Genomic DNA, 15,858 nt, shown 5'->3' on the forward strand with positions numbered 1-15,858 from the left:
GGAATGCCTGCAGCATGGCCGTTTTCCATCCCAAAGGAGAATTTTTATGAAAACAGAAAGAAAGAAAACCTCCCGGAGGCAGGTGAAAAGGCGCTCCAATGCGGCATATCATCTTATGATGTTTCCAGGGCTCTTTTTCCTGATATTATTCAGCTACATTCCCATGGTGGGAATTCTCATGGCTTTTCAGGACTTCGTCCCGGCAAAGGGGCTGTTCGGTTCGGATTTTGTGGGCCTGAAGCATTTTATTTATATGATACATCTGCCCGATATCGGCAAAATCATCCGCAATACGCTGGTAATTGCCCTGGGTAAAATCCTGCTGGGCACCGTGATGGCCATTGCCTTTTCCATTCTTCTAAATGAAATACGGATTAAATTCCTGAAAAAAACGGTGCAGACCGTGGTTTACCTGCCCCATTTCCTTTCCTGGGTGGTCCTGGCAAGCGTGGTGGTCAACCTGTTCAGCCTGGACGGCTCCGTAAACCAGCTGCTGGCAGGCTTTGGCCTGGATAAAATCAATTTCCTGGGAAGCAACCAGACCTTTCAGGGATTGATTATCGGGACGGACGTATGGAAGGAATTCGGATACAGCTCCGTGGTCTATCTGGCTGCCATCACCTCCATTGATCCAGGCCTCCATGAAGCGGCGGCCATCGACGGCGCCTCCTGGTGGAAACGTGTATGGAATGTGACAATACCGGGCATGCTGCCCATCATCCTGCTGATGGCGGCGATGAACCTGACAGGCATCCTGAGCGCGGGCTTTGATCAGATTTATAACCTGTATTCCCCCATTGTATATGAAACAGGGGACGTACTGGATACCTATGTTTACCGTATCGGCCTTGTGGGAAGACAGTACAGCTTCGGTGCCGCAGTGGGCCTGTGCCGTTCCGCGGTGGGAATGATTCTTCTGCTTACGGCAAACGGCGTGACCAAAAAAATGACAGGGCAGAAAATTTTTTAACGTTCGGCGCACTGAGCGCAGAAGTGAGGTTAACATGATCGATAATAAAAGTATACATTCTAAAATACGAATTGCCGTAATCCATGCGCTGGTCATTTTATCCGGGCTGGCCTGCCTGCTGCCCCTTTGGAACATAGTGGCCATCTCCTTGAGCGGGAGCGCGGCGGTGACGGCGAACAAGGTGGGGCTGCTGCCGGTGGGTTTTACGGTGAGCGCCTATAAAAAAATCCTGGAGGACGGGCAGTTCTGGCGTTCCTTCGGCATTTCCGTCATCCGGGTGATCCTGGCGCTGTTTTTGAACCTGGCGGTTACCGTGCCCATGGCTTATCCGCTGACCAAAAGCAAGCGTGAATTTTCTGCCAGGAACTTCTATATGAACCTGCTGATATTTGCCATGCTGTTTAACGGCGGAATGATCCCCACCTTTATTCTGGTAAAAAATCTGGGGCTGCTCAACAGCATCTGGGCGCTGGTGCTGCCGGGAGCGCTTCCTATATTTAATGTCATCCTGCTGATGAACTTTTTCCTGGGAATCCCCAAGTCCCTGGAAGAAGCGGCGGTGATTGACGGCGCGGGGCCGATGACGGTTCTGCTTAAAATTATGATTCCCTGTGCCAAGCCCTGCCTGGCCACCATTTCGCTGTTCAGTATTGTGGGAAGCTGGAACGATTTTTTCAGCGGGCTGATTTACATACAGAAAATAAACAAGTATCCTATTATGACCTATATCCAGTCTTTGAGCGTGGATATCCAGGAGCTGCTCAAAAACGGCGCCGGGAGCAGCGCTCTTGAAAATGTGACGGAATTATCCAACAGAAACCTGAATGCGGCCAAGATCGTGGTGGCGGTGGTTCCGCTCCTGCTGATTTATCCTTTTCTGCAGAAATATCTGATTACGGGAATCGTTATGGGGTCCGTGAAGGAGTAGCGGTATATTGATAATTTTTTTCAAACTGTTTAATTCTGCGGTAGCGCAGGCCTGCCTGTGATATGCGGGAGGGATATTTGTGCCGCCGCCTGGCGGTGGAACGGAGATTACAATGAAAATTTCAGGAATAAGGATGTGCCTGGCTTTATGTATCGCGGGCCTGGGAATCCTGGGAACGGCAGCCGGCGTAATATATGCGCAGGCTGCCGGCGCCTTTGCGGCGGGCGATATTACGCTTCTGATTGCAGGAACCGATAAAGCACGTTATGCGCCGGGAGATACGGTCAGGCTGGAGGCCGCTGTGGAAAATTCGACGGACAGACGGTTCCGGAGCGGAACGCTTGAGATGAGGGTTTTCCATCTGGAGGAGGAGATTTTTTCCTCGCAGCAGGAAATTGTGCTGGATAAAGGGGAAAAGAGAAAGCTTTCCCTGGAATGGCAACCGCCGGAAACGGATTTTCAGGGCTATGTAATCAGCCTGGAAATAACGGACGGCAAGGAGCGGCATATTGCACAGGATACCATAGGCGCGGATGTATCCTCCAGCTGGGTCAAATTCCCCAGGTACGGCTATGTGTGCAGCTATGAGGAGAAGGAAGAGGCGGAGGAAAAAATCGCGTTGATGAACAGGTATCATATCAACGCCATCGAATACTATGATTGGCAGGCGCTGCACCACCAGCCGCTGCCGCAGGAGTACACAGGCGGGGCGGCGGAAGGCTGGGAGGACTGGTCGGGCCGGAGAATATACGCAGATACCATAAAAGATTACATACGGGCCGCGAAGGAAAGGGGCATGGTGAACATGGCCTATAACATGATCTATGCGGGAACCGACAGCTTTTTTACGGATGCGGCGGGGAATCCTGCGGCAGCGGAAGACTGGAAGCTTTATTTTGCGCCGGACAATGGCCGGGGAGAGGGAGAATTCTCATTTCAGATGGGAGCCTCCCCTTCCGGAAACGGCAGCCTGTATTTTATGAATCCGTTGAACCCGGACTGGCAGGAATGGCTGTTTGCCCAGGAAAACCGGATATTTCAGTATCTGGATTTTGACGGCTGGCACGGGGATACGGTGGGCGAGTGGGGAAAAATGACGGATACAGAAGGGAATCCCCTCGGAACCGATGAAAAGGGAGAGCCTGTCTGGTACGTGAAGGATACCTACCGTCAGTTCCTGAACGCGGCCAAGGAAGCGCTGGGGGATAAATATCTGTCCTTTAACCCGGTGGGCGGCCAGGGCATTGAACAGGCGAATACCAGCCGGGCGGATGTTCTCTATACGGAGTTCTGGCCCTGGGATCAGGATCGGGAGGGCATTGCTTATAATACCTATAGCGCGCTGGCGGGTGAGATCGAGCGCACCATGGAGGAAAGCAGGCCCTTTTCCATGGACGGAAAAGGAAAATCACTGGTGGTAAAAGCCTATATCAACTATTACAAAACTGTGGGATCTATGAACGCCCCGGCAGTGCTGCTGTGTGACGCGGCGGTTTATGCGGCCGGAGGCTCCCGGCTGGAGCTGGGAAACGGTGACTCAATGCTGCATGTGGAATACTATCCGGATGACAAAATCCCGATGGATGATGCGCTGAAGGCATCCATGCGCCGGATGGCCGATTTTGTGACTGCCTATGAAAACCTGCTGCGGGACGGGCAGACCCGGATACAAAGAACGGTGGAAATCCAGGGAACGCCCGTGAGCGCACAGGGGGAAAGCGATGCCGTGTGGGCTTATACAAAAGCGGATGAAGCATACGAAATCCTGCATCTCATTAATCTCTGCGGAACCGACAATGAATGGCGCGACGAGCGGGGGAAAAAGGCTGCGCCGCTTCTCCTGAACGGGCTGCGGGTAAAATACTATACGCCGGAAGAAATCACCGGCATCTGGCTGGCTTCCCCGGATGAGGAAAGCTCCATCAGCACTTCTCTTATTTTTGAAAAAGGGGAGGATGACAATGGCAGGTATCTGGAATTTGAGGTGCCTTCGCTTCAATATTGGGATCTTTTATATATGAAGAAACAGGAAAGGTGACTGAAGCAGTATGAATAATGAAGTTATGGACAGCAATATTACAGATGCCCCGGAGTATCTGGATCAGCTCATCGTATATGAAATAGCAACCAAAAATTTCACATCCCCCACGGGCCCCGAATCAGGGACCTTCGCATCCCTGGAGGAGAAGCTGCCCTATCTGGAGGAGCTGGGGATTAACGGTATCTGGCTCAGCGGGCATCAACTTTGCAGGGAAGGACATTTTTATAATATCTGGTCGGAATATGCCTGCATACGCCCCGACAGAATCGATCCCACCCTGGGAACGGAGGAGGATTTCAGACGCCTGGTACAAAACGCGCACAGCCGCGGAATCCGGGTATTCCTGGATGTGATAACCCATGGGGTGATGAAGGACAGCCCGCTGGTTCAGGAGCATCCGGACTGGTTTGCCGGGGAATCCTGGGGAATGAAGGATTATGACTGGTACGGAAACCATCCGGATTTGGATGTATGGTGGATAAATACCTGGCTTTGGTACGTCCGGGAATTCGGCGTTGACGGCTTCCGTCTGGATGTGGCCCATTACCGCAATGACCTTTGGGCGCAGATCAGAAAAGGAGCGGCCGATTTTGGAAAGAAGATCCTCATTATAGCGGAAAGCGGTCCTGCTATCCGCGGAGTGACCGATATCCTGCAGCATGGGGAGGTGATCTCCCACAATTACGGGCTGAACCGGTCGCACCGTATGCTGTATGACGCCGCCGGATACTGCGCGGACAGGCAGACGCGGGCGAATGAACGCTATCAGGTAAAAATTTTTTATGAAGACGGCACCGTACAGGACAGCAGCAGGAACCATTGGCATCAGCCGGAAAAGGTCCCTGAGGTGATAGAGGAAGGAGCCTGTACGAGGACGGAGGAAGGAGCGGCTTCGGCAGCCTGGCAGATGCAGACGGGCCGTCTGCGCGTGGAAAATATTTACGGGGAAAAAGCCGTCCGTAACATACAGATCGCAGACAATCAGGGACAGCTCTGGAACAGTAACAGAGAAGGAGTCCTGGAGGTAGACTATACGGTTTCCGTTCAGAAGAAGAAAAACGGACTGCTCCTGGAATTCCCGCTGCGGATACAGGATGGGCAGCGCCTGTCAATCCAGTTAAGCTGCCATGACGGCGGCTGGGTTGGCTTCCCAGGAGAGGAAAACCCCTATTGTGCCCAGGGCAGCCGCTATCTTGCCGGCTATACCACGCTGCTGGCGCCGGGGGTTCCTGTCTTTATGTCAGGAGAGGAGTTTAATGCCGATTACAGGCCGCTGCCGCAGCTTTCCCCCGGACTGTTCGGCGGGGAACCCTATGGAAAAGGGCGTTGGCTGTATGGAAGCTGGATCGACTGGGAGCAGCTGAAGCTGCCTGAGAAGACACAGATGCTTGAGGATATGAAAAGCATCATCAAAATCCGGAGAAGCCATTCAGAACTGATAAAGCCCTGCCGTATGGGAGATACAAAGAGAAACTTTGCAGCCATAGAGTATGAGGCCGACAGAGAGCTTCCCATCCCTTATTGCTATATGGAAAAGGGCAGAGTCCTTCTCATCGCCGCAAATCCTTCCGCAGAGGAGGATGTGGGAATGCGCTTCCGGCTGCATGAGGTTCTTGAGACTGCCGCAGACAATACTGACAGCGCCGCCCGCTGGCAGGTTTCCGCTTTGTTCGGTGCACTGCCAGGCGGGAAGGAAAGGATACTTGCAACGGCGGATGAGCTGGAGAAGCTGCGCTGGACGATTAAAAGGGATTTGGCCTGCGGGGGCGGGCTGCTGGTGCTGGAATTTGAAGCAATACCCGGTACACACAGCCCGCAGCCTAGGTAGTCAGCTGCAAATGGATGCAAGGCGTCAGCCGCATTTCCTCTTCCTTTATCCCATGCTCCAGCAAATACTGCCGGGCATAAGGAAACATCTGAGAAAGCAGTTCCCGGACAGTTACAGCACAACCGTCAACATCATTTTTAACTTTCAGCTGGTAGAGGACCATGGTGGGGCGGCCGTTGCGGTACTGCCTCCTCTGCATTGTCGATTGCGATGACCGGCACAATGCCGATTTCATAAATTCTCTGTAAAATGTTGTTCCTATGTAACCGTTCAGTAAACAGACAGATTAACTTGATATTCCCATTTTTGTGGTGCCTTTTTATCGGGCCTTCAACTGTTATGACGGAATTCGTTTGGAGAATGTCCGATTACCCGCTTGAAGGCCCGCTGGAAGGTGCGCACATTGGTGTAGCCGGTCATTTCTGAAATCTTTTCAACGGAAACAGTATCGTTTTTCAAAAATTCCTTTGCTTTACTAATGCGAAGATTTTCCAGATAGACGGTAAAAGTATTCTGAAAAGTATCTTTAAAGTAGCTGTAAAATGTTCTTTCTGAAATCTGAAAATGTTGTGCCACAGCTGAAAGGGTTAAGTCAGGATCGTGGTAATTTTTCTCGATAAATACAGAAATCTGTTCTTTGAGAGAATCTATTTCCGTTTCCTTTTTATCCAGATAAAGCTGGGATACCATTACAAATTCTGAAGTTACCGAGTCAAATATTTCATCAAAGTTTGCTGTTGCCTGATTTGGCTGAATCAGAAAGGGTCTGATATCCACTGAATAGTCTACTTCGCCGGTGGAGCGGATCAGGGTGGTATAAAGCGCGAGCAGCAGGTGCCTTTTAAGCGTGTGGTTTAATTCTTTCTTAATAAAGTTCTCAACGTATATGGTTTTTAAAATCTGCTTAACACGTCCAACATCTCCCTCTTTCATGAAAACACTGATTCGCTGCTCCATCTCAAATGGATAGTAGAAATTGTAGTCAATCCGGGTGATATCATTGAAATGGTAAAACGATTTCTGTGAAAGGCCAGGCAGGAGATGAACTGTTTGTTTGGCCTGTTCATACGAGGTACTAATATTGTTGATATCCGGAAAGACTTCTCCGATTGCACAGATTGTGTGGATTTCTTTTTTCTCCAATAAATAATCATGAATCAACTTTGCAAAATTTTCCATATATTGCTGCAGGAGGCTGGAGTTTTTCGTATATTGACCATTTTCGGAGCGCAGTTCCTGAAGATTGAACGAAAGCAGGAAGGCGATTTTCAATTGATCAATGTCATAACTATACGCAGAAACAAAGTAAGGTGCACTGAGTTCAAGAACCAGATCCGAAACAAGAATACTGATTTTTTTGTGGTAGATGTATCCTTCCGGGGAATTCTTGGAAGGGGTAATCAATTTCAAAATGATTACACAGTGCCAGTCAGCCTGCAGGTCGATAGAGGAAAGGGCAAGGGATTCGTGTAGTTCCGTATCATTGCAGTAGCTTCCGCTTAGCAAATTATAAAGAGTAGCGGATTGAATCAGCGGTATCTGCTTTTGCAGCCGGGCTTCGCTCTCTGAATAGGAGTCCAACACATGTTTGACGTTATTTTCCAAATGACTCAGAAGTCCTTTATAGGAAATTTCCGGAAAAGGTGTAAACATCGTTAAGAGCTTCTGTATCGGTGTGGAACTGTTTTTAGATAAAAACAGCGAAAGCAGAATCGTCAGCAGTAAGGAACAGACAAGTACCGTTAAAACAAGACCTTTGATAAAGGACATATGCTCTGTGACAAAAGCTTCTGACAAATAAGCGGAATAAATGAGCCCAGAACTGTTAGAACGCTTCCAAATCACCTGGTACCGATTTTTCTCATGGACAAAGGTGTCAGAATTTTCAAGGTTGTCTGCTGAATATAAAAAGGGAAAGGAATTTTCTGCCCGGTTTTGGTAGAAAGTCTTACCATTTTTATCTGTAACACAAATAAGCCCGTCAGTACCGACCTGCATCTCTTCCAACGTGTTGCTGAAGATGGTTTTGTTCAGGAGGATGAGAATAGTACCGACACGATTGCTTTTCGCGTATGCAGGAATAGTGCCGGCAAATAAATACCCGTCAAAGGTGTTGCTGCCGAGAGCATCATTTTGATACGGAATTAACTGATAGGAAGGAACCTGTAAAAAGGGAACTTCTGTAAATTCCTGTGGAATCTGAAGGGGATGGTTTTTATAAAAAGACATACTATCCATATAAAGGTTGGTGCTGGTGATTACAGCATCGCTTTTGGCGGAGTATAGGAAGATATCCTGAATGTTACCGTTTAGGTTTTTAACATCTTCCAGTTCTTCCATTAAATGCAGTAATTCCAGAGTGTATGTATTCGGTCCTTCAAAGCGTTCCATATTCGTAAAATTTATTACATTTTCCCGGCGCTGCAGACTGCCGATGGTCTTTTGGATTTCGTCCAATAACAGATCGATATTTTTTACACCTGCTTCCAGCATGGCAGTATTGTGATTGTTCAGTCTCTCTTCGATTTCTGCAACAAAAATATGATAAATAAAGAACAGAGAGAGTAACGGTACTAAGAGAATCAGTAGATAGGTAGCAAAAAAATAGGAAAATGTACCGTTGATTTTTCGAAAAGGGGATGTTTTTTTCATAAGTTCCATATGTGTATGTTTCATAATCATTGTTAACCTCTTTTCATTTACGTCCGATTGGGGATTTATGCAAAATCCGTAAGCCGTTTTTTAAAAATGAGGTGAATTTAAAGCCCCATAAAATTCGTTATTGGCTGCATTCTACCGAAAAATAGGAATCATCGGAAACCTTCGCCGCCAATGTAAATGAAATCTGTGATTTATACTTGCACGCCCAGGTCCTTGAAAAGGAAGGAACCCAAGTGGTATCTGTGGATGAAATGACAGGTATCCAGGCATTAGAACATAAATTTCCTGATAAGCTGCCACTGCCTGGCCATCCTGCGGCAAGAGATTTTGAGTATATCCGTCACGGGACGACCAGCCTGATTGGCTTCTTCCATATAAATACTGAAAAGCCAACAAAGCCGGGCTGAATTCCTGTATACCCCAAGCCACCGTATCCGTTTCGTATATACCCCGAAACATAGCCCATAGATGAACCAAATAGAGATATGGTTCGGGATTATCAACCGCAAACTATTGAAACGCAAGAGTTATACATCTATAGGGGACTGAAAGAAAGCATTCAGAGATTTATTGAACAATACAATCTCGTTACACATCCTTTCAAATGGACGAATGCAGGGGTACCCTTAACTGTTTAATCATAGTTAATTATGCAATGCTGTACTAGTTACATTTTTAAGCAAAACAGGAGAAAAGTCAATAAAATGGTGGAATTTGTCATAGGGATGTAAGATTTGTCATGTGGGGATTTTGATAAGATGTCATGGTCAGAAGTATATATTGTCACTTTTTAGAGGGCAGAAAATGTGGCATTATGGGGTTACAGAAAAAATTGAAGGAGGCAGAACAGACAATGACCAATATCAAACGAACAGGTGTTGACCGCCACCGGGCAAAAAAAATAAAAAAATACTTGCCGCTCTACTGTTTAATGGCATTCCCGTTGCTGCACATATTTGTGCTAAAAATCATTCCGCTTTTTGGAGTATTGATTTCGTTTGAACGATATCGTCCAACTAAAGGTATCTTCGGAAGCCAATGGGTGGGACTGGATAACTTCAGATCCTTTTTCAATTCCCATTACTTTGAATTGATTTTCAGCAATACTCTTATTTTGAGTGTATTAGGATTGATTATTTCTTTTCCGCTTTCAATCATATTTGCACTGATGCTCAATGAAGTGCGGCACCAACGTTTTAAAAAGGCAGTACAGATGATTACATATGCCCCTCATTTTATATCGGTAGTTGTGTTGGTGGGGGTGATGCAGCAGATTTTTGATCCGACAATCGGTATCTTGCAGTTCTTTGTGGGTAAAGAGGCAGCATCCCAAATTCTATTGATGGCAGATCCGAAATATTTCAGGTTATTACACATAGGTTCCGGCGTGTGGCAGAGTATCGGATGGAGTTCAATTCTGTATACAGCCAGCCTTTCCAATGTCAGTGTGGAGCTTTATGATGCAGCCAGAGTTGACGGTGCGACATTGATGCAGAAAATTCGAAACATCGATTTCCCCTGCCTGGTCCCCACAATTTCTATTACCCTGATTATGGCAATCGGCGGTATTATGAATACTGGTTTTGATAAAATTTATCTGATGCAGAACGGTACTAATATCAATGTATCGGAGGTAATCAGTACCTTTGTTTATAAAAAGGGTCTTTTACAGGCTGATTTTGGATACAGTACAGCGGTAGGACTGTTTAACTCAATCATCAACTGTATTATGATAGTCGGAGCCAATTTTACTGTTAAGAAAATAACAGGTGAAAGCATGTACTGATGAAAAAGGAGGTGAATGAAATTGAAAGGGTTTCTTGCAAAAAATTATGATTCATGGGTGGATAAGATTGTTCGTGCCATGATTTATGCAATACTGTTCATGATTGTATTGGTTGTAATCCTGCCAATCATGCACATCATTTCCTGCTCGTTTTCTTCTGCAGACGATATTATAGCGGGAAAAGTCACGATATTTCCGGTTTCTTTTACACTGGATTCTTATCGGGCAATTTTCAACCACCAGGATCTTATCATGGGTTTCTTGAATTCTCTCTTTTATGCGACGCTTGGACCGGTAATTTCGGTAGCGATGACTATTGCTCTGGGTTATCCGCTTTCGAAAGAGGATATGCCCGGTAAAGGGATTATTTTAAGAATTATGATGGTGACAATGTTGTTTTCAGGCGGGATGATTCCGACTTATCTCGTATCAAAATCGGTGGGATTGACGAATAACCGTTTTGGCTTTTTATTTTTAGCTGGTGCTCTGAGTGTATATAATGTATTTGTAGCCAGAACTTTTTTTAAGAACAGCATAGATCAAAGTATTTATGACTCCGCAGAAGTTGATGGAGCCAGTGCTATGAGATGTCTGGTTTCCATTGTTCTGCCGCTTTCCAAAGCGGTGATTGCAGTATTGCTTCTCTGGGAAATAGTTGGATATTGGAACAATTATCAAAATGCATTGATTTATCTGACCGATAGAAATCTGCAGCCATTGCAGATCATAATCAGAGAGATTATGGAGATGAATTCAGTGAATCCGGATATGATTAAGGATAGCAGGGATTATCAGGAACTGCGGAATCTTCAGGTTACACTAAAGTATGCGACAATCGTAGTTTCCAGTATCCCGCTGATGATCATCTATCCGTTTGTGCAGAAACATTTTGTAAAAGGTGTAATGCTTGGTTCTGTTAAGGGCTGAGTGCGCCCAGAAAAGGGCGGATGGTTTAGCGAGTGGAACACCCGTGCGGCAAAGCGCAGCGAGCCGCCGTTAGTGAGTCTTGGATGTTGTCTGGTAACAGGCAGGGCTAAGCGTAGACACAAGGAACTAAAGTTCCTACGAAGCAGGTTTGCAATGTTATTGAACCCCGAAATTTTACAAAGTTCCAGATGCCGACGTAGTAAACGGAGAAAATCAAACGGACCACAGGCAGTCGGATGCAGGCGTAGTACCAAAGAAACAGGTAATGATGGCGGAGGGAAGGCCTGCACATACCTGAAAACGGGAGGATTGGAGGATGGGAAATATCAGACAAATGAAGCGGGGAGCGCGCAGGGAAACATCATCAGTCCGGTACTGGCCAATATCTATATGCACCATGTACTGGTATTATAGTACAAAAAGTTCTTTGAGAAACAAGGAACAGGAGAGAGCTTTCTGGTGGTGTACGCGGACGACTGCCTGGCAGGATTTGAAGAGAAGCTCAAACAGATGCTGGAATATTATCCGCTGGCATATCCGAAAAGATACTATAATCTCTACGCGTAGACAGAAACTGTGAAAGTTATTATGAAGATCCATATACGGGAAAGCCGCACGTACGGTTCTGGAGAGGATTTCATATCGTGAGATATGATTTTACTAAACGAGGGTGCATAACAATATATCAATCAAAGGAGGATATTTATGAACAACAAAAAGAATCTGGCAGGCATTTTAGCGATAATGATGGCTGCATCAACACTGATGGGCTGTGGAGGCGGAGAAGTATCGGGGGCAGGCTCCGAACAGACTGTTAGCACTTCCGAGGAGCAGGGAAATGTGACAGCAACTGCCGACATTGCAGCAGATGATATGAGTGTCAAGTATACTATTAACGCTGTTCTTTCCCAGCATCCGCTGGTGAAAGACGTGAACAACAACGCATTTACAGACTGGATTGAAGAAGAATTGAATATTGACTTAGTCATCAATCCTATCATGAACTCTGAGTTTGGAGATAAGATGGATATCATGATGGCGACCGGTGAATATCCGGAACTGGTTATGTGCAGCGGTTACGAAAAGGTGGATTTGTATGGAGTGGATGAAGGGGTTATTGTTCCACTGGATGAATATATCAATGAAGAGAACACTCCCAACCTGATGGCAGCTGATCGTGCTGTACCCGGGTATTTGGATTCCATGCGCCAATTAGACGGAAAAATTTATGCAATTGGCGATTACGCAGAAGCGTTCCACACCTATTATCCGTATAAGTGCTGGTACTATTCTCCTATTTTAGAAGAAACCGGACTTCCTGTTCCCACGAATACCGATGAATTTTATGAAACATTGAAAGCGATTAAAGAATTGAATCCAAATTACATTCCATTAATGGGTCACAGCAGAGACTATGGTCTGGTATTTTTAGGAAACGCCTTCCTGTACCTTTCTGGTGACAGCCTGCAGTTATGGAATGATAATGGCGTAATCAAGTCAGCGATTGTTGAAGATGAATATCGCGAAGCACTGAAATATATCAACAAGCTTTACAGTGAAGGTCTGCTGTATAACAATACCTTTGCCCAGACAATAGATCAGGCACAGGCAATTGCAAATTCAGAATCAGATCCGGTTGTCTGCTTCGCAACCACTCTGGACGCAAAGGAGTTCTGGCCGATTCAGGAGGAAGGTGGTTTATATCGGGATACGCTGGCGCTGACACCCCTAAAAGGACCCGGAGGTGAACAGAATGCCTGTACCGATATTTCTACAGTAGCGAAGACTGTTGATGGTGCTTTCTTTATCACTACTGAAATGCCGGAGGAAAAACGAATCCGTGCGTTAAAAATTATGGATTTGCTGGTTACAGAGGAAGCCTATATCCGTACGTTTGGTCTGGAAGGAGAACATTGGGAATACTCGGAAGAAGGCGCGATTGGTCTGGATGGGGAAACACCTGCTAAATTCAACAGCTTTACCGGATGGGCTCCGAAGGTTTGGGGAGAACAGAATGCGTCCTGGGTAAATTTTTATCCCAGATTTCAGACACATGCAATCCGGATGTCTCAGGAAGCACCTGCGGACATGGATATCCTCTCTTCCGTAGGTTCCGAAAAACGTCTCTACATGGTTGCAAAGGAACAGTATGAACCTTATGGAGCAAAGGAAAAAACACTGCCTAATATCCGCTTCAGTGCGGATGAAACAAATGAAATTTCCCAGGCGAAAGCGGATCTGACAAAGTACGAATCAGACAGTTGTATTGCATTTATTACCGGTTCTATGGACATCAACAATGATGCGGTGTGGGAAGAATATCTGGCACAGCTGGAAAGCATGGGACTTCAAACAGTAGTTGATATGACACAGATGGCTTATGACCGACAGTATCAGAAATAAGAGTATTTAACGATAAAATAGTTACATGAAAACAGGGATTGGCGCAGGCGATACAGACGGAGTCAATCCCTGTGTTCTTATAGAAGAGAAAGGCAGGGAATAACAGATGAATTCCAAAGAGAGAGTACGCGCAGCCATTTCCCATCAAAAGGTAGACCGGGTTCCGGTTGCCTTTGAAGCAGTGGGGAGAGTGAAAGATAAATTACTGAAACATTATGGTTTTACGGAGGAATTCCAGCTTCTTGAAAAATTTAAGGTAGATATAATACCTGCAGATCCGATTTATATCGGACCGCCTCTAAAAAGCTATGTGGACAATCAGGGAAGAAAGGTACGGCAGACATACTGGGGCTATGAAACGACCGTTCATCAAACGGATATTGACTCCTATAATGTCACGACGTATTTTCCGTTAAATGATGTTTCTACAATAGAAGAGGTGGATGCCTATCCCTTTCCGAATCCGGATTGGTTTGATTATAGTGCTATACGAAAAACCTGTGAGAAATATCCGGATAAGGCGATTATTATAGGACACCCCGGGCCGTTCCAGATGGTAACATTCCTGATTAATATGGAGAAATTTTTCCTGTTGATGCTGGATGAACCGGAGGTTGCGCAGCGGATTTTGGACCGTATGGTAGAATTTGAACTGGAGTATTACCGCCGCTGTTTTGAAGCGGGGGGCGGAATGGTCGATATTTTACGGCCGCATGATGATTACGGTACGCAGATATCCATGTTGTTCAGTGTAGATATGTGGCGGACCTTTTTTGAAGCAAATACCCGGAAGTTGACAGAACTTTGTCATCAATATGGTGCTTTTTTTCAGCAGCATTCCTGTGGAGCGATTGCACCACTGATTCCGGATTTCATCAGGTGTGGCGTTGATTCGTTGGAACCGCTGCAGAAGGTACCTGGACTGACAGCAGAAGAACTGGCTCAGTATAATGGAAAAATTGCTTTTCATGGCGGAATTGATACTCAGAATCTGCTGCCCTACGGAACACCGGAACAGGTACAGCAGGAGGTGGAGCATTATATTCGTTGCCTGAATCACGATGGCGGTTATATCCTGATGGCCAGTCAGTGTTTTGAGGGAGATGTACCAATAGAAAATATCGAGGCACTTTATAATGCTGCCAGATGAAAAGACATTCACAATAACAGAAAGAAGGTATTATCAATGAATGATTGTCCGAAATACTTAAAAGAATATTCTGAGATCTGGAAAACAGATCACAAAAAAGCGAAGCTGGAATGGTTTAAAAATGCTAAATATGGTATGTTTATTCATTATGGGCTATATTCTATGCTGCACCAGCAGGAGTGGGTTCTGTTTTATCAGAATATTCCATTGGATAAATATGAAAAGCTGACGGAACAGTTTACAGCTCATAATTTTGATGCGGAATACATTACCGATCTCGCAATCAAGGCTGGAATGAAATATATTACATTTACAACCTGTCACCACGAAGGATTTTGCATGTGGGATTCCCAAATTGAACCGTTCAACAGTGTGAATTCCGCCGCAGGACGGGATCTGGTCAGGGAATTGAGCGAAGCGTGTGACCGAAAGGGGCTGGGTTTTTTTGCTTACTATACATTTATGCTCAACTGGCGGCATCCTTACTATGTAGATCGTGGAACCTTTGACAATGCACGGGGAAATCTGGAAAATCCGGAACCGCATTATCTCTATCGCAAAAAAGAGGATTTCAAGCATTATCTGGACTATATTGAAAAGGTTATGGATGAGTTGCTTACTAATTACAAAATCACGGGTATCTGGCTGGATTTGATTGCTGCCTGGTATGCGCTGGGTGAGGAATATATCCCTGTCGAGGAGATTTATGCAAATCTGCGGGCGAAGCATCCCGATGTTCTGATTTCCTGGAAACAGGGTGCTACCGGTACAGAAGATTTTGCATCTCCGGAAAACAGTTTTCATGATGCTGCAGAGCGAATTCGTCCACGGTTCGGAGATGCGGGGGCAGAGCGTGCAAAAATTGGTTTTGAAGGCAATAAAAACAAGCACAATGAAGTATGTTCCACCGTACAAAGAGGTACCTGGGGATATAATCCGCTGTATGAAAACCGGAGTGTGGAAGAACTTTATCAGTTGTTAGGACACGCACTTGAATCTGACTGTAACCTGTTATTAAACATCGGTCCGATGGCAGACGGGTCTGTCAATCCCACACAGGAAAGGATTCTGCTGGAACTGGGAGAAAAAATCAGAAAAGAAGGTTTTCCTGAGAATGGCACTTTGTCTGAAAATACTACGGCAGCAGGCGCAATATAACCTGAA

The 15,858-nt window shown here is 45.9% G+C and carries 12 protein-coding genes; 10 read left to right on the forward strand and 2 right to left on the reverse strand.

Features of this window, described 5'->3' with window-relative positions:
- Nucleotides 1-46 precede the first annotated feature (46 nt).
- The 4 genes from DXC51_RS07960 (at nucleotide 47) to DXC51_RS07975 (ending at nucleotide 5,767) form a co-directional block, all read left to right on the forward strand.
- On the forward strand, nucleotides 47-970 hold the full coding sequence (locus tag DXC51_RS07960; protein ID WP_102289312.1) for an ABC transporter permease: 924 nt from the start codon (nucleotides 47-49) through the stop codon (nucleotides 968-970).
- A gap of 34 nt (nucleotides 971-1,004) precedes the next feature.
- On the forward strand, nucleotides 1,005-1,898 hold the full coding sequence (locus DXC51_RS07965) for a carbohydrate ABC transporter permease (RefSeq protein ID WP_117544237.1): 894 nt from the start codon (nucleotides 1,005-1,007) through the stop codon (nucleotides 1,896-1,898).
- A 112-nt stretch (nucleotides 1,899-2,010) separates the two neighbouring features.
- Complete coding sequence (locus tag DXC51_RS07970; protein WP_243003157.1) at nucleotides 2,011-3,936, forward strand: glycoside hydrolase family 66 protein; 1,926 nt, start codon at nucleotides 2,011-2,013, stop codon at nucleotides 3,934-3,936.
- Nucleotides 3,937-3,946: 10 nt separating this feature from the next.
- Nucleotides 3,947-5,767 carry an alpha-amylase family glycosyl hydrolase gene (locus tag DXC51_RS07975; protein ID WP_117544238.1) on the forward strand — a complete coding sequence of 607 codons (1,821 nt, stop codon included), beginning with the start codon at nucleotides 3,947-3,949 and terminating at the stop codon, nucleotides 5,765-5,767.
- On the opposite strand, the gene DXC51_RS29275 is transcribed toward DXC51_RS07975, so the two are convergent.
- Both DXC51_RS29275 and DXC51_RS07980 read right to left on the reverse strand, forming a co-directional pair.
- Entirely contained in the window at nucleotides 5,760-6,002 is a 243-nt protein-coding gene (locus DXC51_RS29275) for a hypothetical protein (protein ID WP_147332349.1), read from the reverse strand. The two genes, DXC51_RS07975 and DXC51_RS29275, sit on opposite strands and share 8 nt — an antisense overlap.
- A gap of 95 nt (nucleotides 6,003-6,097) precedes the next feature.
- Entirely contained in the window at nucleotides 6,098-8,443 is a 2,346-nt protein-coding gene (locus DXC51_RS07980) for a helix-turn-helix domain-containing protein (RefSeq protein ID WP_181970056.1), read from the reverse strand.
- 227 nt (nucleotides 8,444-8,670) lie between these two features.
- Between DXC51_RS07980 and DXC51_RS29950 the strand changes: the two genes are divergently transcribed.
- The 6 genes from DXC51_RS29950 to DXC51_RS08015 all read left to right on the forward strand — a co-directional run bounded on the left by DXC51_RS29950 (nucleotide 8,671) and on the right by DXC51_RS08015 (nucleotide 15,852).
- Complete coding sequence (locus DXC51_RS29950) at nucleotides 8,671-8,835, forward strand: hypothetical protein (protein WP_408608852.1); 165 nt, start codon at nucleotides 8,671-8,673, stop codon at nucleotides 8,833-8,835.
- Between the two features lie 446 nt (nucleotides 8,836-9,281).
- Nucleotides 9,282-10,214, forward strand: a complete 933-nt coding sequence (locus tag DXC51_RS07990; RefSeq protein ID WP_181970057.1) for an ABC transporter permease — start codon at nucleotides 9,282-9,284, stop codon at nucleotides 10,212-10,214.
- Nucleotides 10,215-10,235: 21 nt separating this feature from the next.
- Entirely contained in the window at nucleotides 10,236-11,141 is a 906-nt protein-coding gene (locus tag DXC51_RS07995) for a carbohydrate ABC transporter permease (protein ID WP_181970058.1), read from the forward strand.
- A gap of 705 nt (nucleotides 11,142-11,846) precedes the next feature.
- A complete protein-coding gene (locus tag DXC51_RS08005; RefSeq protein ID WP_117544242.1) occupies nucleotides 11,847-13,544 on the forward strand; it encodes an extracellular solute-binding protein in 1,698 nt (565 codons plus the stop codon).
- Between the two features lie 106 nt (nucleotides 13,545-13,650).
- Nucleotides 13,651-14,694: a uroporphyrinogen decarboxylase family protein gene (locus DXC51_RS08010; RefSeq protein WP_117544243.1), complete on the forward strand. Its 1,044-nt coding sequence runs from the start codon at nucleotides 13,651-13,653 to the stop codon at nucleotides 14,692-14,694.
- Between the two features lie 36 nt (nucleotides 14,695-14,730).
- Nucleotides 14,731-15,852 (forward strand): alpha-L-fucosidase, encoded by a 1,122-nt coding sequence (locus DXC51_RS08015; RefSeq protein WP_117544244.1) that lies wholly within the window; start codon nucleotides 14,731-14,733, stop codon nucleotides 15,850-15,852.
- Nucleotides 15,853-15,858 lie beyond the last annotated feature (6 nt).

It is taken from the genome of Eisenbergiella massiliensis (assembly GCF_003435485.1).